This window comes from Microbacterium sp. NPDC028030 (assembly GCF_040637855.1).
Classification (GTDB): Bacteria; Actinomycetota; Actinomycetes; order Actinomycetales; family Microbacteriaceae; genus Microbacterium.
Map to the genome: position 1 here is coordinate 601,455 of NZ_JBEZXF010000001.1, position 17,189 is coordinate 618,643.

The following is a 17,189-nucleotide window of genomic DNA, read 5'->3' on the forward strand; positions in this document are numbered from 1 at the left end:
ACCGGAGAAAGACGGAAAATCCGAATCGAGGGCGAGGACCACGCAGAGTCCTCGCCCCCGACGGGATTCAGCGGCTCGGACGGATGGTCGCCGTGCCCGCGGAGAGCGAGACGTCGATCGTCCTGCGAGCGCTCGAGGCCTCGTCGACCTTCGCGTTCAACGTGCCGGCGCTGATGTCCTGCGTGATCGCGTACTCGACATCCGGGACGGTCAGATCGAGCGAGCCCGCGCTCACGTCGATCGTCGTCTGCGTCGGAGGTGTGCCCGTCAATTCGATCGTGAGGTCACCGGCCGAGACTCCCAGGTCCGCGGAGGAGACCCCGTCGAGGATGATGTCTGCACGGCCGGCGCTCATCTGCACGTCGAGCTCCTCGGCCGACCCGGTGGCATCCAGGGCCCCCGCGCTCACCGTCACGTCGAGCATCCCGAAGTCCCCGTCCACGTCGAGGCTGCCGGCGTCGAGAGTGAGGTCGGCGTCGAGTCCCGCGCCGCGGAGACTCTCGGGCAGGGTGAGCACGGCGATCTCCTCGTCGCCGAACCAGTTCCCGAACCACCAGCCGAAGACACCCTGCGGACTCCGCACGATCAGCTCGTCGCCGTCACGCTCGAAGGTCCATGCGGTGCCGCGGCCGTTGGTCACGGCCAGCTCCGCCTCATCGACGTCACCGAACTCGACGCGCATGCTGCTGGCGTCCGCGTCGACGTCGATTCCCTCGATGCCCGCGACATCGACCGTCTGCACCGAGTCGGGGCGACTCGACGAGATGACGGTGCCTGCCGCCGCCGCGGCGGCCGTCCCGCCGGTTCCCAGCAGGGCGATCCCGCCCACGACGGCGGTCACGACCAGAACCGCGGTGGCGCCGGACGAGCGTCCACCCGCGGAGGGTGATGGCGAGGTCGGAGTCGGGGGTGCCTGGGGTGCGGACATCTGCGGTGCACCGGGGGGCGGCGGTGAGGCGGGCGGCGGCGTGAACGATGTGTGCTCTGCCGGGGCGTCGTTGTTTTCGGTGGTCATCGTGCCACTCCTGTCTGGCCGGTCGGGGGCGTCGTGCCGCCCGTGTTCTCGATGTGGGCGAGCGCGGCGAGCACGCGGCGGTTGCCGGACTCGTCCGGGTCGAAGCCCAGCTTCTGGAAGATGGAGGTGATGTGCTTCTCGACGCTGGCCTCCGAGAGGAACAGCAGTCCGGCGATCGCCTGATTCGACTTCCCCTCGGCGATCAGTGCGAGAACGGTGCGTTCGCGTTCGGTGAGCCGCAGCATCCGATCGTCACGGTTCCGTCGCGTGAGCAGCTGGGCGACGACCTCGGGATCGAGCACGGTCGCGCCCTCCGCGATGCGCTGCACCGAGGCGAGGAACTCCGAGACGTCGGCGACGCGATCCTTGAGCAGGTAACCGAGCGGCCCGCCCTGCGCTGCGATGAGATCCGAGGCGTATCGCTCTTCGACGTACTGCGACAGCACGAGGATCGCGAGCGAGGGATCGGTCGACCTCAGCGCCAGGGCCGCGCGGATGCCCTCGTCGGTGAACGTCGGAGGGAGCCGCACATCGAGGATGCAGAGCTCGGGCGCGGTATCCGCGACCGCGGCCTCGAGGCCTTCGGTGTCGGACAGCGCCGCGACCACGTCATGGCCGGCGTCTTCGAGAAGACGGACGAGACCCTCTCGCAGCAGGACCGAGTCCTCGCAGATCAGGATGCGCATGGGACGGTCACCTCCAGGCTGGTCGGTCCGCCCTGCGGACTGTCGAGACGGAAGGTTCCGCCGGCGGCGAGGATGCGGTTGGCGATGCCGTCGAGGCCGCCTCCCGGTTGCACCTGTGCCCCGCCGATCCCGTTGTCCTCCACGCGGGCCCAGAGCGTGTTGCCCTCACGAAGTCGCACGATGACCCGCGCCTCGCTGGCTCGGGAGTGCTTCGCGGCGTTGGTCAGCGACTCGGCGATCGAGAAGTACACGGCCGCCTCGGCCTCACGGCTGCACCGTCCGTCCATGCGTACGTCGAGGTGCACGGGGATGTGCGAGCGTCCGGCCAGTGCGGACAGGGCCGCGTCGAGGCCGCGATCGTCGAGCACCGATGCGTGGATACCGCGCGCGAGCTGCCGCAGCTCGGTGATGGCCGCCTTGGTCGAGGTGTGCGCCTCGTTGATCAGCTCCTTCGCGGTCTCCGGGTCGCTGTCGATCTTCTGCTGGGCGAGGCCGAGAGTCATGCCGACCGACACGAGGCGAGGTTGGACCCCGTCATGGAGATCGCGCTCGATGCGGGTGCGCTCCACGTCGGCGGCGCGCACGGCGCCTTCCCGCTGAGCGGAGGAGGTGCGGACACGCTCGGTGAGCTCGGTCTCCCTGCTCCGCACCACGATCGCCAGCGACAGGGTGCGGTGCAGCAGGGCGAGACCGATCATCCCGACGGTGCAGGCAGCGATTCCCAGGATGCCGACCAGAGGGGCCCACGCCACGGGGATGCCTCCGCCGCCGAAGGGTCCCATCACCGCGTCCGCGGCCGTGAGCGGGGCGAACGAGATGATGATCGACCACACCAGGCCCCAGAAAAGACGAAGGACGACGACGCCGAGGATGGCCGAGATCGCGAAGTTGGCGACGGCGCGCCACATGCGACCGTCGATCGCCTGACGTCCGAGAGAGCGGAGCCAGCCGCCGAAGCCGGGACGGTCCCGTCGCTGCACCTGCAAGGGGGCGATGGGCGTGCGGTACAGCGCCCCGACGCGAGCCACCTCGAACCAGCCCAGCCCGTACAGAGCGTAGACGAGCCCCACGAGGAGCACGAGGCCGACGCCCGCGACGAAGAGGAGGCCGAGGCCGGTGCCGAGGAGTCCGGCGAGCATTCCGAAGATGGCGCCGCCGAGCACTCCGAGACCTGCCAGATGCAGGATCGTGAGGAAGATGCGCGACGGCGGCTTCACCGCGGGTGCGGGTGCCGAGGTCGCAGTCTGAGTGGTCATGTCTCCAAGGTACGGCGGGGCAACCCGCGCCGACACCGAGCCATCCGGACACTCGTGTTCGGGTTTTCCCTACCCCGAGACGACGAAGGGCGGATGCCGCAGCATCCGCCCTTCGTCCGGTTCGAGGAACCGTGGTCAGTTCGACATGAAGCCGACGAGCAGTCCGCCGGTCACCTTGACGGCGAGGTTGTAGATCCCGGCGATCACTGCGCCGAGAACCGTGAAGACGATCAGGTTCAGGATCGCGACCACCGCCGCGAAGGCCATGACCTGCGGCAGGCCGACGACCTCGGAGAGCACGAACGTGTTGTCGGTGATGCCGAGCAGGAAGCTCTCGGCCGTGCTCATGACGTTCGTCGCCTGGAGCACGAGGAAGATGAGGAAGAACGACACCATGGTGACCACCGCGAGAGCGACGGCTCCGAGGAACGAGAGCTTCACGGCCGACCAGAAGTCGACGTAGACGAGACGGAGGCGGACCTGCTTGCCGCCTGTCTTGCGTGTCGACTTCTTCGCCAGCTTGTCGGCCACTGTACTCATGCGTCTGTATCCTCGGGGGTCTCTGTCGTCTCAGGTGCCTGGGGGTCGGCACCCTCCGCATCCGCCTCTTCGTCTGCGAGGCCACGCTCGCCATTACGGGCGATGGCGAGGATGCGATCGGCCTCCGTCGTCCGGGCGAACACCACTCCCATGGTGTCTCGACCCTTGGCGGGGACCTCGGCCACGGCAGAGCGTACCACCTTGCCGCTGGACAGAACCACCAAGACCTCGTCGTCCTCCGAGACGATCAGACCGCCCGCCAGAGTGCCTCGATCGTCGTTCAGTTTCGCGACCTTGATGCCCGTTCCGCCGCGTCCCTGGACACGATATTCCTCGACCGCGGTGCGCTTCGCGTACCCACCGTCGGTGACCACGAAGACGAACTTCCCGGGTGCGGCGACGGATGCCGACAGCAGGCAGTCCTCGTCGATCTTGAACTTCATGCCGCGGACACCGGCCGTCGCCCGGCCCATCGGACGCAGGGCCTCGTCGGTGGCTTCGAAGCGCACCGACATGCCGCGACGGCTGATCAGGAGGATGTCGTCTTCGGCGTTCACGAGCAGGGCGCTGACGAGCTCGTCCTCGTCGTTCAGACGGATAGCGATGACGCCGCCCTGACGGTTGGTGTCGTAGTTGTCGAGCCGTGTCTTCTTGACGAGGCCCTCGCGCGTCGCCAGCACCAGGTAGTCGGCGACCTTGTAGTCGCGGATGTCGAGCACCTGGGCGATGCTCTCGTCGGGCTGCAGAGCGAGCAGGTTCGCAACGTGCATGCCCTTCGCGTCGCGGCCGGCTTCCGGGACCTCATAGGTCTTCGCGCGGTAGACGCGGCCCTTGTCTGTGAAGAACAGCAGCCAGTGGTGCGTCGTCGTCACGAAGAAGTGCTCGACGATGTCGTTCGCACGCAGCTGGGCACCCTTGACGCCCTTGCCGCCGCGGTGCTGAGAGCGGTAGTTGTCACTGCGCGTGCGCTTGATGTACCCCTCGCGCGTGACGGTGACGACCATCTCCTCCTCGGCGATCAGGTCTTCCATCGACACGTCGCCGTCGAAGCCGTGCAGGATGTGCGTACGGCGCTCGTCGCCGAACCGCTCGACGATGCCGGTCAGCTCCTCGCGGATGATCGTGCGCTGACGACCCTCGTCGGCCAGGATCGCCTTGTAGTCGGTGATCTGGGCTTCGAGCTCGTTCGCCTGGTCGATGATCTTCTGACGTTCGAGAGCGGCGAGGCGTCGCAGCTGCATCTGCAGGATGGCGTCGGCCTGGATCTCGTCGATGTCGAGGAGCTTCTGAAGCCCTTCGTTGGCATCCGCCGTGGTCTGCGAACGACGGATGAGCGCGATGACCTCGTCGAGCGCATCGAGCGCCTTCAGGTATCCGCGCAGGATGTGCATGCGCTTCTCGGCCTCGCGCAGACGGAACTCCGTGCGCCGGACGATCACATCGATCTGGTGGGCGATCCAGTGCGAGATGAAGCCGTCGATCGCGAGCGTGCGCGGAACGCCGTCGACGATCGCGAGCATGTTCGCGCCGAAGTTCTCCTGCAGCTGGGTGTGCTTGTACAGGTTGTTCAGCACGACCTTCGCGACCGCGTCGCGCTTGAGCACGACCACGAGACGCTGACCGGTGCGGTCGGACGACTCATCGCGGATGTCCGCGATACCCGTGATCTTGCCGTCGCGGGCGAGGTCGCCGATCTTGACAGCGACGTTGTCGGGGTTGACCTGATACGGCAGCTCTGTGATGACGAGGCAGGTGCGTCCCTGGATCTCCTCGACGTTGACGACCGCGCGCATCGTGATCGATCCGCGGCCGGTACGGTACGCCTCGTGGATGCCCTTGGTTCCGAGGATCTGGGCACCGGTCGGGAAGTCCGGTCCCGGCACACGCTGGATCAGGCCGTCGAGCAGCTCCTCGCGGGGGAGACCGGGGTTGTCGAGCGCCCAGAGCGCCGCATCCGCGACCTCTCGGAGGTTGTGCGGAGGGATGTTCGTGGCCATGCCGACCGCGATGCCGACCGATCCGTTGACGAGCAGGTTCGGGAATCGCGCCGGGAGGACCGTCGGTTCCTGCGTCTGACCGTCGTAGTTGTCGGTGAAGTCGACGGTGTCTTCTTCGATGTCGCGCACCATCTCGAGCGCGAGCGGAGCCATCTTGGTCTCGGTGTATCGGGGGGCTGCGGCGCCCATGTTGCCCGGGGAGCCGAAGTTGCCCTGGCCGAGAGCCAGCGGGTAGCGCAACGACCACGGCTGCACCAGGCGGACGAGGGCGTCGTAGATCGCGGAGTCGCCGTGGGGGTGGTACTGCCCCATGACCTCGCCGACCACGCGAGCGCACTTCGAGAACGACTTGTCCGGTCGGAACCCGCCGTCGTACATGCCGTAGATGACACGGCGGTGCACCGGCTTGAGTCCGTCGCGCACGTCCGGAAGGGCGCGACCCACGATGACGGCCATCGCGTAGTCGAGGTAACTGCGCTGCATCTCGAACTGCAGGTCGACCTGGTCGATCTTGCCGTGTTCGTGTTCCGGCTCGGTGCGTTCTTCGTCAGTCATAAGTCAATCTCTCTGTCACACATCTGGTCTGAGCCCGCGGGGCGTCAGATGTCGAGGAAGCGGACGTCCTTGGCGTTGCGCTGGATGAAGCTGCGTCGGGACTCGACGTCCTCACCCATCAGCACGCTGAAGATCTCGTCGGCCGCAGCCGCGTCTTCGATGGTGATCTGCTGGAGGGTGCGCGTGGTGTGATCCATCGTCGTCTCCCACAGCTCCTTGGGGTTCATCTCGCCGAGACCCTTGTAGCGCTGGATGCCGGCATCCTTCGGGATGCGCTTGCCGTTGTCGAGGCCGTGCTTGAGCAGGGCGTCGCGCTCGGCGTCGCTGAACACGTATTCGTGCGCCGAGTTCGACCACTTGAGGCGGTACAGCGGCGGCATCGCGAGATACACGAACCCGGCTTCGATGAGCCCGCGCATGTAGCGGAACAGCAGGGTGAGCAGCAGCGTCGTGATGTGCTGGCCGTCGACGTCGGCATCGGCCATCAGCACGATCTTGTGATAGCGCGCCTTCTCGATGTCGAACTCTTCGCCGATACCCGTGCCGAAGGCCTGGATCATCGCCTGGACTTCCTTGTTACCCAGGGCCTTGTCGAGTCGGGCGCGCTCCACGTTGAGGATCTTGCCTCGCAGAGCCAGGATCGCCTGCGTGTGCGGGTCGCGACCCTGCACGGCGGAGCCGCCGGCGGAGTCACCCTCGACGAGGAAGATCTCGCTGATCGACGGATCCTTGCTCGTGCAGTCCTTGAGCTTGTCGGGCATGGCCGCCGACTCGAAGACGCTCTTGCGGCGGGCGGTCTCGCGGGCCTTGCGGGCGGCGAGACGAGCGGTCGCGGCATCGATCGCCTTGCGGATGACGTTCTTCGCCTGGTTCGGGTTGCGCTCGAACCAATCGCCGAGCTGATCGCCCACGACCTTCTGCACGAAGGCCTTCGCCTCGGTGTTGCCGAGCTTCGTCTTGGTCTGCCCCTCGAACTGCGGTTCGCCCAGCTTGATCGAGATGACGGCGGTCAGACCCTCTCGGACGTCGTCGCCGGAGAGGTTGTCGTCCTTCTCCTTGAGCAGGTTGTTCGCGCGGGCGTACTTGTTGACCAGGGTGGTCAGCGCCGCGCGGAATCCCTCCTCATGTGTTCCGCCTTCGTGGGTGTTGATCGTGTTCGCGTAGGTGAAGACGTTCTCGGTGTACGAGGTCGTCCACTGCATCGCGACCTCGAGCGAGATCTTCCGTCCGGTGTCCTCCGACTCGAAGGCGATGATCTCCTCGTTGACGACCTCGGCATGGCGCACCTTGTTGAGGTATTCCACGTAGTCGACGAGTCCGCGCTCGTAGAAGAAGACGTCGCCGGGCTGCTTGGTGACGGTCGCGCCGTCTTCCTCGACCTCGTAGGCGGAGGACTCCCGCTCGTCGCGCAGGTCGATGCGCAGTCCCTTGTTGAGGAATGCCATCTGCTGGAAACGGGTGCGGAGCGTGTCGTAGTCGAAGTCGATCGTCTCGGTGAAGATCTCGGCATCCGGCCAGAACGTGATGCTGGTTCCGGTGTCGTCGGTCGCCTCGCCCTTCTCGAGCTTCTGCTGGGGCACACCGCCGTCGGCGAAGGAGTGGCGCCAGACGAACCCCTTCTGCTTGACCTCGACATCGAACCGCGTCGAGAGCGCATTCACGACGGAGGAGCCGACACCGTGCAGACCGCCGGAGACGGCATAGGCGCCCCCGCCGAACTTGCCGCCGGCGTGCAGGATCGTCAGCACCACCTCGACCGTCGACTTGTTCGGATCGGAGGAGTGCGGGTCGACCGGGATTCCACGACCGTTGTCGACCACACGGACGCCGCCGTCGGCGAGCAGCGTCACCAGGATCGTGTCGGCGTAGCCGGCCAGCGCCTCATCCACGGAGTTGTCGACGATCTCGTAGACCAGGTGGTGCAGGCCGCGCGGTCCGGTCGAGCCGATGTACATGCCGGGGCGCTTGCGGACGGCTTCGAGACCTTCGAGGATCTGGATCGAATCCGCGCCGTACTCTCCCGGCTGCTTCGCCTTGGGTGCAGTGGTGCCCTCGGTTGCGGGGGTTCCCCCGGTGTTCGATTCCGTCTCGTCAGCAGGGGATTCAGGCGTCATCAGAGGGCATTCTCCACATCGATATCACGAACTCCCATTCTAGCGGGGTTTCGTCGGGAAATGCCGCTCAACGGCCGCGTGTGGCCCTCTGAGCGTTTCAGACCCCTCGCACGGTGCCCTACCCGTAGGTATCGCGCGGGCCCCGTCCTGGAACGGCTCTGGGACCCCATTTCCAGGAGGGGACGTCCGGTCCGATGAAGCGGAGGTTCTCCACGCCCGCGTCGGGATACCGTCGACCGATCTCGGTGAGGATCGTGGCTCGCATGAACTGGAGGTTCTTCGCCCACGCCGTCGAATCGCACTTCACGGTGAGCAGTCCGCGCTCGAGAGAGACGGGCTCGGAGTGCTTCGCCGTGTCGGCGCCGGCGAGATCGGCCCACTGCCGCACGAGGTCTTCGCGGGCGAGGGTGGTCTGCCATCCGGAGTCGCGGGTCAATCGATCGAGGATGTCACCGAGCATTCCCGGATCCCGCCCAGGGGTGAACGGCGCGTTGTCATCGTCGACGGCGATACGGCGTTTGCGCTTCCAGCTCGTGGAGCTCGGCTTGAGACCGCGCAGGCGCAGATAGGTGGCGACCGTCTCCGGGACTTCGGCTGCGGGAGCCGGAACCGCGTCACTCATCGTCACCTGCCTCGACGTCGCTGGATTCTTGCGCGTTCCGGAGTGCCCGGTCATCGCTGATCGTTCCGGCGCTGATGTGGACCACATGCGCATGCAGCACCGCGGGGATATCCTCCTCCACCGCAGCGGTGACCACCACCTGCTCATACCCTGCCGTCAAACCCGCGAGCCGTTGACGACGGTCGGCGTCGAGTTCTGCGAAAACGTCGTCGAGAATGAGCACAGGATCACCCGCGGGCGACTCACTCCGCAACAGTTCGGCCGACGCGAGCCGCAGTGCGAGAGCGACGGACCACGACTCGCCATGGGAGGCGTAGCCCTTCACGGGAAGGTCGCGCACCCGCAGCACGAGGTCGTCGCGATGGGGGCCGGTGAGGGTGAGCCCGCGGTCGAGCTCGTTCGATCGCTTCGCTGCGAGCGACGCACGGAACATCTCGGCGATGCGGGCCGTGTCGCCGATCGGTGCGGCCTCGGCGTCATCGACGAGACCGTCGTCTTCCTCCGGATCTCCGCCGTCGACCGACAGCGCCCATTCGAGTCGAGGCCTGTGGTCGGCTCCGGCGATGGCCTCGTAGGCATCGGCCACCGGCTGCTGCAGATCGGTCGCGAGTCGCTGTCGTGCCGTGATGATCTCCGACCCGAATGCCACGAGCTTGTCATCCCAGACGTCCAGGGTGCTCAGACCCTCGCCACGGACACCGCGCGCCCGTGCGGACTTGAGCAGGGCGTTGCGCTGTTTGAGCACGCGGTCGTAGTCGGCGAGGACCGCTGCCATCCGCGGGGTGCGTTGGATCAGCAGCTGATCAGTGAACCGTCGGCGCGCAGACGGGTCACCGCGCACGATCTGCAGATCCTCCGGGGCGAAGAGAACGACGTGCGCATAGCGGGGCAGTTCATTGGGTTTCGAGGGGGCGCCGTTGATTCGCGCCTTGTTCGAACCCTGCCGATTCACCTGCACCTCGGCGAGGACACGTCGCTCACCGTGCGAGAGCCGGGCACGGATGACCGCGAACTCCTGGCCGTCGCGAACCAGCGGAGCGTCGGACGACACCCGGTGGGAACCGAGCGTCGCGAGGAAGACGACGGCTTCGGCCAGATTCGTCTTGCCCTGCCCGTTGCGTCCGACGAGCACGTTCGGTCCGCGGTGAAGGGTGAGTTCGGCGGTCGCGTAATTGCGGAAATCGACCAGACTCAGGTGCTCCACAATCACGGAGTCAGCCTACCTTCGGGCTCTGACAATCGATCTGTGAGTCGGTGGCTCTTGTGAGTTGGGAGACGTGATGCTCCCTGCCCTCGCAGAACGGGGACCCTCCCACTTCGTGGGCCCCTCCCGATGCTCGTTCCGGGAGCATCACGACTCCCGCAGGTTTCACTGAGGAAATAGCTGATCCGGGAACGTTTCGAGTAGGAGAGGCGGAGAGGATCAGCGAAGGAGGAGGTTGGGCTGAAGCAGGTACTTGAACGAGTCCAGACCCGCCTGATCGACCGAGGTCTGGCTCGTGATGAGGACCGGGCTGAGCTTGTTGGCGTTGTCGCTCGAGGTGAAGGTCACCCGCACGAACTCGCTCTTCACCGCGCCCAGGGCCTCGATCAGGTACTGGGGGTTTAGGCCCAGAGTGACCTCGTCGCCACCGGAGAGGATCGCATCGACCGACTCGGACGCCCGTGCATGCTCGCTGCCGGAGGCATCCATCGTCACGCTGTCGTTTGAGAAGGTGAAACGCAGCGGAGCAGCGCGGTCGAGGACGAGCGAGACGCGACGAACGGCTTCGATGAGGTCGGCGGTGTTGACGACGGCGTAGTGGTCGGTCTGCTCGGGGAACAGGCGCCGCACCGGCGGGAAGTTTCCCTTGATGAGCAGCGACGTCACGGTCTTGTTGCCCGCGGTGAACGCGATGATCTCGCGGTCACCCGCTCCGGAGAACGCGACCTGGATGGTGCCGGCGTGACCGAACGTCTTACCGACCTCGAGCAGGGTGCGCGCCGGGACCAGAGCGGTCGCTTCGACCGACTCGCCGTCCCACGGGACGTCTCGGAGCGAGACCCGGTACCGGTCGGTGGCGACCAGGCTCAGGTTGTGACCGGAGACCTCGAGCTGTACACCGGTGAGCACCGGGGTGACGTCGTCGCGCGATGCAGCGAATCCGACCTGAGCGATCGCAGTGCCGAAGTCATCGGCGGGGACGACGCCGGACGTCCCGGTGACCTCGGGGATCGACGGGTATTCCTCGACCGGCATGGCTGCGAGGGTGAATCGGGCAGAGCCGCAGGTCACGGCGATCCCGCCGTCTTCCTCGACGGCGATCTCGATCGGCGCATTCGGCAGCCGGCTGGCGATGTCGGAGAGAAGGCGTCCGTGCACGAGGATCGTGCCAGGCGTGTCGACGGTGGCTTCGATCGTGGTGCGCGCGGACGCTTCGTAGTCGAAGGCGGAGAGGGTGAGCCCCGAGCCGTCGGCTTCGATCAGCACTCCGGCGAGGATCGGCTGGGGATTGCGCTGAGGAAGAAGCTTGACGACGAACGAGACAGCCTCGCTGAAGACATCGCGGTTGACCTGAAACCTCACGGGTGCTCCCTTGTCGTCGATCTGTGACGCGTTGTCGTCGTTCCTGCCGGTGCAGGGCTTCCCATGCTAGCCCCACAGTCCCACGTATCCCTACGCCGAGGTTCCTGTCGTCCCTCGGATGGTTCTCCCCACCGTCTGGTGATCGGATCGCGCCTTGAATGGGTTAACTCCTTAACGGTGTTAACAGCTGTGGATACTGTGGATAAGTCGGTGGATATCAAGAGCGAGTAGGGAACTACACGGCTGTCAGTTGTGGAATCCCTGAGGAAACCGCGGGTTCCACCGTTTCGGGGGTGCGGGTCTGGTCCCCGACTTATCCACAGGTTCCACCGATCGACCCACATCCGTCCCGATCCGAATCGCATTCATCCACAAGTTATCCACATGTGCATAGAGGCATTTATCGGTTGCGTCCTCGCGCTGTCAAGTACGGAAAAGGGGACACCGCTCCTCGACAGGATGCGGTGTCCCCTCGCGGCGACGTCGCGACTCAGCGGCGACCCAGCTGCGTCGTGATCTCGGTGACCTGGTTGTAGATCGAGCGCCGCTCCTTCATGAGTTCGCTGATCTTCTTGTACGCGTACATGACCGTCGTGTGGTCTCGGTTGCCGAAGAGCTGGCCGATCTTCGGCAACGACAGACTCGTCCGTTCCCGGCACAGGTACATCGCGATCTGTCGAGCGGTCGCGATCTGCTGCGACCGGCTCGAGCCGTACAGGTCGTCGACGGTGAGCTTGAAGTACTGCGCGGTCGCCGTGATGATGTCCGTCGGCGAGATGATGTTGTCCTCCGCCGTGTCGATGATGTCGCGGAGCACCGTCTGGGCGAGGGAGATGTCGAGCGCAGAGCGGTTGAGACTGGCGAACGCGGAGACGCGGATCAGAGCGCCTTCGAGTTCACGGATGTTGGATGAGACCACGGTCGCGATGTACTCCAGGACCTCATCCGGGATGTGCAGCGCTTCGCTCTGGGCCTTCTTGCGGAGGATGGCGATGCGCGTCTCGAGGTCGGGTGCCTGCACGTCGGTGATGAGACCCCACTCGAAGCGGCTCCGCATCCGGTCCTCGAACCCCGTGAGGTGCTTGGGGGCGACATCGCTCGTGATCACGACCTGCTTGTTGTGATCGTGCAGTGTGTTGAAGGTGTGGAAGAAGGCTTCCTGGGTCTCGGCGCGCCCTTGGAGGAACTGGATGTCGTCGATCAGGAGGATGTCGACGTCGCGATACCTGGCTTGGAACGCCGCGCCGCGGTTGTTCGCGATCGAGTTGATGAAGTCGTTCGTGAACTCCTCGCTCGACACGTAGCGAACCTTGACGCCTGCATAGAGGGACTGTGCGTAGTCGCCGATGGCGTGCAGGAGGTGCGTCTTGCCGAGGCCCGAGTCGCCGTAGATGAACAACGGGTTGTAGGCCTTGGCCGGCGCCTCGGCGACCGCGACCGCTGCGGCGTGGGCGAAGCGGTTGGATTGGCCGATGACGAAGTTGTCGAAGGTGTACTTCGGGTTCAGACGGGATTCGTGGCGCAGCTGCGTCGGCTGCTCCATCGGCGACTCGACCCGCGTCGGTTCCTGGCGTCCGAAGTCACCCACCGCGATCGGTGCGGTCGGCTGCTCCGCGAGCTCGTGGTTCACAACGACCCGGTACGAGGTGACCTCATCGCCGATGTGCGAGAGGGCCTCCATGATCGGAAGGCGGAGGCGCTTGTTGATCTGCGCCGCCGTGAGGTCGTTGGGAACCTCGAGGTAGAGGGTCGCCGCCATGACGCCAGCCGGGACTGCGAGACTCAGGAACCCCTGCAGTTGCGGGGTGACCCGATCGTCATCGACCAGAAGCTCCTGCACCGTGGTCCAGATCGGGACGTCGGGCTGGGCAGGTGATGACATGACGCTCCGGACGAGGAATCGAGGTGGGGAAACGTGCTGCTCCCCTGTGGATAACTTAGGATGCCACGGTAGTCACCCCGGCTGTGAACGGCAACCTGCCCCTGAAAACACGCGCGCGTGTTGTGCGGGTCGGGAGAGTCTCGGTTGTGGATAATGGCTGTGCGGTTCGTGCGTGCTTCCGGTCGGGGAAGCCCGCAGATTTGCTCTGCGCGCCGGGAGGACGTACCCTAAGTCGGTTGACTTATGCCTTTTTCGGCAGTTCCCCATGTCTCCGGTCGAAGTGAATCCGGTGACAGTATTCCCGGAGTGATTCCATGAGCAAGCGCACCTTCCAGCCCAACAACCGTCGTCGCGCCAAGAAGCACGGCTTCCGTGCCCGCATGCGCACGCGTGCCGGCCGCGGCATCCTCGCTGCACGCCGCGCGAAGGGCCGCACCGAGCTCTCTGCGTAGTCCGCTGTGCTCGCCCGCCCGTATCGATTGACCCGCGGGAGCGACTATCGTCTGGTCGTTCGACGCGGTTCCCGGTGTGGCGGAGCGCGCGTCATCACTTCGATGCTGGTGACGGGCGAGAGCAGAGCCGTGAGGTTCGGATTCATCATCAGCAAGCAGGTAGGCACCGCAGTGGTGCGCAACACCGTGCGTCGGCGGCTCAAAGCCGTGTGCGCGGAAGCGCTCCCGCGTGTTCCCGAGGGCACGGATGTCGTCATCCGTGCCCTTCCTGCATCCGCGACCGCGACGTTCGCGGAGCTCCGTGCCGACGTGGATCGCTGTCTTCACAGGCTCACCTCGGCGTCCGCCGCGGTGTCGGCATGACTGCGCTTCCCGCGTCGTCGGTCGGGACCGCGCACCTGCACGCTCGCGACCTGCTTCGCAGCATCCCCGTGATCCCGCGCAATCTGGTCCTGGGTTTCCTCGCCGGCTACCGCAAGGTCATCTCGCCGCTGTATGGAGATGTCTGTGCGTATTACCCCAGCTGTTCCGCCTACGCTGTAGGTGCGGTGCAGCAGCACGGCGCGGTGAAGGGAGCGGCGCTCTCGGCATGGCGCATCCTCCGTTGCAACCCCTGGACCAGCGGTGGCGTCGACGACGTCCGCCCGCACGATCACTTCCGCTACGACCTGACCGCACACGGTTTCGTCGTCCCTTCCCGAAAGGACTGACCGGTGGGTCTTGACCTTCTGCTAGCCAGCTCCACTCCCAGCGATGCTCCTGCTGCGGGTGGATTCGATCTGATCGGCACGATCCTCTGGCCCCTGAAGTGGGTCGTCGAGCTGATCCTGGTCGCCTGGCATTGGCTCCTCACGACCGTCGGGCTGCCCGCAGCATCGGGCCTCACCTGGGTGCTGTCGATCGTCGGCCTCGTGATCGTGGTCCGCGCTGCTCTGATCCCGCTCTTCGTGAAGCAGATCAAGAGTCAGCGAAAGATGATGGAAATTGCTCCTGAGCTGCGAAAAGTTCAGGAGAAGTACCGCGGCAAGAAGGATCAGCTGTCTCGCGAGGCGATGAGCCGCGAGACCATGGCGCTGTACAAGAAGCACGGCACGACGCCGATGTCGAGCTGTCTTCCGCTTCTCGTGCAGATGCCGATCTTCTTCTCGCTCTACAGCGTGCTCAGCGACGTGAGCAAGCACGCGCGGGACAACATTGGCGGCGTCGGGTTGCTCAGCCCGGAGCTGACCAAGGAGTTCTACGACGCCAAGCTGTTCGGCGTCGCGTCGCTGCACGAGACGCTCGGCAACGCGGTGGACGCCAAGAACACCACGGCGATCATCATCCTCGTCACGCTCGTCGTGCTCATGATCGCCTCGCAGTTCTTCACGCAGCTGCAGATCATCTCGAAGAACCTGTCGCCCGAGGCCAAGACCGGCCAGGCATACCAGATGCAGAAGATCATGCTGTACGTGCTGCCCCTGGGGTTCATCTTCTCCGGTGTGTTCTTCCCCCTCGGTGTCGTCGTCTACTGGTTCATCTCGAACCTCTGGACCATGGGACAGCAGTTCCTCGTCATCCGTGAGATGCCGACCCCCGGCTCCGAGGCGGCCAAGGCCCGCGAGGAGCGACTCGCTCGCAAGGGCAAGGCGATCGACTCCTCGGGCAAGGTGGTGCCCATGGCGGCGTATGAGGCAGAACAGCAGCGTCTGCTGGAGGAAGCCGAAAGGGCGAAAGCCGAGGCTCCGAAGCGCCAGCAGCCGGTGGGTAAGAAGCGTGCGAAGAAGAAGGGGAGCGGCTCATGAGCGAGACGATGACCGAGAACACCGAGCCCACCGTGGCTCAGCTCGAGAACGAAGGCGACGTCGCGGCGGACTACCTCGAAGAGCTGCTCGACATCGCCGACATCGACGGCGACCTCAATCTCGACGTGCGTCAGGGCCGTGCCTATGTATCGGTCGAGGCGGAAGGAGACGGCCTCGCGCTGCTCTCCGCTCCTGACACGGTGCAGGCCCTTCAAGAGCTGACACGCCTCGCGGTGCAGAGTAAGACCGGCTCGTTCTCGCGGTTGATCCTCGACATCGGCGGCTCTCGAGACACACGTCGCCGCCAGCTCGAGACGTTGGTCGACGCCGCTGCCGCCAAGCTCGACGAGGGTTCCTCGCAGGCGTCGCTGCCGTCCATGTCGAGCTATGAGCGCAAGCTGGTACATGACATCGCGGCGGACCGCGGTCTGGTGTCGGAATCGTATGGCGAGGGCGCTGACCGCCATACGGTGCTTCGCCGTCGTTGATGTTTCACGTGAAACGCCGTCCACACGCGGACTCTCATGAGTGACGTCGAACTCGAGCCCCCTGTCGCCGTCGAGCTCTTCGGAGGTCAGATCGAGCCGGCTCGGGCATTCACCGCTGCGCTCGCTCGCGAGGGCGAGGAGCGCGGTCTTATCGGTCCGCTGGAACTCCCTCGTCTCTGGACCAGGCACATTCTCAACAGTGTGATCGCGGCACCGCTCTTCCATGGCTCCGTTGCGGACATCGGATCCGGCGCCGGTTTGCCGGGTCTTGTTCTTGCGATCGCGCGCCCGGACGTGACGTGGACGTTGATCGAGCCGATGGAGCGTCGGATCACGTGGCTCAACGAGCAGGTCGAGGCGCTGGGGCTGGAGAACGTGACGGTGCTTCGCGCCCGCGCGGAAGAGGTCCGTCCGGCCGAAGGATTCGATGTCGTCACGGCCCGCGCCGTCAGCGCGTTGCGCACCCTGATCCCTCTGACCGCGCCGCTGGTTCGAGATGGAGGGGAGCTCACTCTCCTCAAGGGTATGAACGCGGGCAACGAGATCGATGCCGCGCAGAAGCAGATCAAGAAGTTCCGCCTTTCCGATGTGCGTGTCGAGGTGCTGGGGGAGGACGTGCTTCCCGAGACTACGAGAGTCGTTCGGGCACGCGTTCGTTAGACGCCGTGAGATGACGAGGCGGGGTGTTTCACGTGAAACGCTCCGCCTTTTCGTTGTGTGGGGAGTGAGGTGTCCCATGACGCGCGTCGTACTTGGGTCTGTCGTCGTTGAACCACCCTGCGTCGTCACAGTCAGATGTGGGATCTTGTGAGGCTTGGTCGTCTGGTGATGGAGCGACGACTCTCCCCCGGAGTTTCGCGCTGGCTGTTTCACGTGGAGCAGCATCACCGGCGAACCGCTGAGCCGCCTGATGAAAGCGAAAACGAACACGAACCCTTCACCGAGCCGATGATGATCGATGTCGCCACGGTTCGAGATGCGGGAACAGCGGCCGTGAGCGCGCGTCGTGAGCGCCGTGTCGCGTTCGAGGGGCGCGATGCGGGTTGATCGGCGTCGTATCGGCCACCGAGGTTGTCGGATGGTCGCCGAGGTGTCGATCGCGGGCGTAGGGCCCACCGCCAGGGGTGCCGGGGAGAAGCCGTATCGATGTTTCACGTGAAACAGCTGCCCTGGTCGATCGCGAACGCACGATGGTTTCGATCGCTCGCCGAGCCGATGATGATCGAGGTCAC

Annotated in this window: 17 protein-coding genes; 7 read left to right on the plus strand and 10 right to left on the minus strand. The window is 65.4% G+C overall.

The genetic code is table 11. From position 1 onward, the window contains the following. Positions 1-67: 67 nt before the first annotated feature. From AB0E56_RS02920 to dnaA, 10 genes are all read right to left on the minus strand, one after another. Positions 68-1,015 (minus strand): hypothetical protein, encoded by a 948-nt coding sequence (locus tag AB0E56_RS02920; protein ID WP_359796569.1) that lies wholly within the window; start codon positions 1,013-1,015, stop codon positions 68-70. Further along, entirely contained in the window at positions 1,012-1,701 is a 690-nt protein-coding gene (locus AB0E56_RS02925) for a response regulator transcription factor (RefSeq protein WP_359796570.1), read from the minus strand. Before AB0E56_RS02925 ends, AB0E56_RS02920 begins: the two co-directional genes overlap by 4 nt. Continuing rightward, positions 1,689-2,957 (minus strand): sensor histidine kinase, encoded by a 1,269-nt coding sequence (locus AB0E56_RS02930; RefSeq protein WP_359796571.1) that lies wholly within the window; start codon positions 2,955-2,957, stop codon positions 1,689-1,691. The genes AB0E56_RS02925 and AB0E56_RS02930 overlap by 13 nt, the downstream gene beginning before the upstream one ends. 135 nt (positions 2,958-3,092) lie before the next feature. After that, on the minus strand, positions 3,093-3,497 hold the full coding sequence (locus tag AB0E56_RS02935) for a DUF3566 domain-containing protein (protein WP_183151391.1): 405 nt from the start codon (positions 3,495-3,497) through the stop codon (positions 3,093-3,095). After that, a complete protein-coding gene (gyrA, locus tag AB0E56_RS02940; protein WP_359796572.1) occupies positions 3,494-6,049 on the minus strand; it encodes a DNA gyrase subunit A in 2,556 nt (851 codons plus the stop codon). Before gyrA ends, AB0E56_RS02935 begins: the two co-directional genes overlap by 4 nt. Positions 6,050-6,093: 44 nt before the next feature. Continuing rightward, positions 6,094-8,163 carry a DNA topoisomerase (ATP-hydrolyzing) subunit B gene (gene gyrB, locus AB0E56_RS02945; RefSeq protein WP_359796573.1) on the minus strand — a complete coding sequence of 690 codons (2,070 nt, stop codon included), beginning with the start codon at positions 8,161-8,163 and terminating at the stop codon, positions 6,094-6,096. Positions 8,164-8,281: 118 nt separating this feature from the next. Then, positions 8,282-8,785, minus strand: coding sequence for a DciA family protein (locus tag AB0E56_RS02950; RefSeq protein WP_183151388.1), 504 nt, complete (start codon positions 8,783-8,785; stop codon positions 8,282-8,284). Then, positions 8,778-9,995 carry a DNA replication/repair protein RecF gene (gene recF / locus AB0E56_RS02955; protein WP_359796574.1) on the minus strand — a complete coding sequence of 406 codons (1,218 nt, stop codon included), beginning with the start codon at positions 9,993-9,995 and terminating at the stop codon, positions 8,778-8,780. Before recF ends, AB0E56_RS02950 begins: the two co-directional genes overlap by 8 nt. Positions 9,996-10,208: 213 nt before the next feature. Beyond that, positions 10,209-11,351: a DNA polymerase III subunit beta gene (gene dnaN / locus AB0E56_RS02960; RefSeq protein WP_359796575.1), complete on the minus strand. Its 1,143-nt coding sequence runs from the start codon at positions 11,349-11,351 to the stop codon at positions 10,209-10,211. Positions 11,352-11,841: 490 nt separating this feature from the next. Continuing rightward, complete coding sequence (dnaA, locus tag AB0E56_RS02965) at positions 11,842-13,233, minus strand: chromosomal replication initiator protein DnaA (protein WP_359796576.1); 1,392 nt, start codon at positions 13,231-13,233, stop codon at positions 11,842-11,844. Between the two features lie 314 nt (positions 13,234-13,547). Here dnaA and rpmH point away from each other — a divergent pair, with 314 nt between their 5' ends. From rpmH to AB0E56_RS03000, 7 genes are all read left to right on the plus strand, one after another. Next, complete coding sequence (rpmH, locus tag AB0E56_RS02970; protein WP_013584598.1) at positions 13,548-13,685, plus strand: 50S ribosomal protein L34; 138 nt, start codon at positions 13,548-13,550, stop codon at positions 13,683-13,685. 6 nt (positions 13,686-13,691) lie between these two features. Continuing rightward, the gene (gene rnpA / locus AB0E56_RS02975; protein ID WP_359796577.1) at positions 13,692-14,048 is read left to right on the plus strand and encodes a ribonuclease P protein component; all 357 of its coding nucleotides are present in this window, start codon (positions 13,692-13,694) and stop codon (positions 14,046-14,048) included. Then, positions 14,045-14,395 (plus strand): membrane protein insertion efficiency factor YidD, encoded by a 351-nt coding sequence (gene yidD / locus AB0E56_RS02980; protein ID WP_359796578.1) that lies wholly within the window; start codon positions 14,045-14,047, stop codon positions 14,393-14,395. The genes rnpA and yidD overlap by 4 nt, the downstream gene beginning before the upstream one ends. Positions 14,396-14,398: 3 nt before the next feature. Beyond that, positions 14,399-15,469 (plus strand): membrane protein insertase YidC, encoded by a 1,071-nt coding sequence (yidC, locus tag AB0E56_RS02985; protein WP_359796579.1) that lies wholly within the window; start codon positions 14,399-14,401, stop codon positions 15,467-15,469. Continuing rightward, positions 15,466-15,957, plus strand: a complete 492-nt coding sequence (locus tag AB0E56_RS02990) for a R3H domain-containing nucleic acid-binding protein (RefSeq protein WP_359796580.1) — start codon at positions 15,466-15,468, stop codon at positions 15,955-15,957. The genes yidC and AB0E56_RS02990 overlap by 4 nt, the downstream gene beginning before the upstream one ends. Positions 15,958-15,993: 36 nt before the next feature. Next, positions 15,994-16,617, plus strand: coding sequence for a 16S rRNA (guanine(527)-N(7))-methyltransferase RsmG (rsmG, locus tag AB0E56_RS02995; protein ID WP_359796581.1), 624 nt, complete (start codon positions 15,994-15,996; stop codon positions 16,615-16,617). A gap of 168 nt (positions 16,618-16,785) precedes the next feature. Further along, entirely contained in the window at positions 16,786-17,004 is a 219-nt protein-coding gene (locus tag AB0E56_RS03000) for a hypothetical protein (protein ID WP_359796582.1), read from the plus strand. Positions 17,005-17,189: the final 185 nt, after the last annotated feature.

Excerpts from the sequence above, each read along its gene's own strand:
- gyrA (WP_359796572.1), bottom strand. The coding sequence starts at position 6,049 with ATGACTGACGAAGAACGCACCGAGCCGGAACACGAACACGGCAAGATC.
- AB0E56_RS02990 (WP_359796580.1), top strand. The coding sequence starts at position 15,466 with ATGAGCGAGACGATGACCGAGAACACCGAGCCCACCGTGGCTCAGCTC.
- AB0E56_RS02950 (WP_183151388.1), bottom strand. The coding sequence starts at position 8,785 with ATGAGTGACGCGGTTCCGGCTCCCGCAGCCGAAGTCCCGGAGACGGTC.
- AB0E56_RS02935 (WP_183151391.1), bottom strand. The coding sequence starts at position 3,497 with ATGAGTACAGTGGCCGACAAGCTGGCGAAGAAGTCGACACGCAAGACA.
- gyrB (WP_359796573.1), bottom strand. The coding sequence starts at position 8,163 with ATGACGCCTGAATCCCCTGCTGACGAGACGGAATCGAACACCGGGGGA.
- rpmH (WP_013584598.1), top strand. The coding sequence starts at position 13,548 with ATGAGCAAGCGCACCTTCCAGCCCAACAACCGTCGTCGCGCCAAGAAG.
- AB0E56_RS02925 (WP_359796570.1), bottom strand. The coding sequence starts at position 1,701 with ATGCGCATCCTGATCTGCGAGGACTCGGTCCTGCTGCGAGAGGGTCTC.
- AB0E56_RS02920 (WP_359796569.1), bottom strand. The coding sequence starts at position 1,015 with ATGACCACCGAAAACAACGACGCCCCGGCAGAGCACACATCGTTCACG.
- AB0E56_RS02930 (WP_359796571.1), bottom strand. The coding sequence starts at position 2,957 with ATGACCACTCAGACTGCGACCTCGGCACCCGCACCCGCGGTGAAGCCG.
- AB0E56_RS03000 (WP_359796582.1), top strand. The coding sequence starts at position 16,786 with ATGGAGCGACGACTCTCCCCCGGAGTTTCGCGCTGGCTGTTTCACGTG.
- yidD (WP_359796578.1), top strand. The coding sequence starts at position 14,045 with ATGACTGCGCTTCCCGCGTCGTCGGTCGGGACCGCGCACCTGCACGCT.
- rsmG (WP_359796581.1), top strand. The coding sequence starts at position 15,994 with ATGAGTGACGTCGAACTCGAGCCCCCTGTCGCCGTCGAGCTCTTCGGA.
- dnaA (WP_359796576.1), bottom strand. The coding sequence starts at position 13,233 with ATGTCATCACCTGCCCAGCCCGACGTCCCGATCTGGACCACGGTGCAG.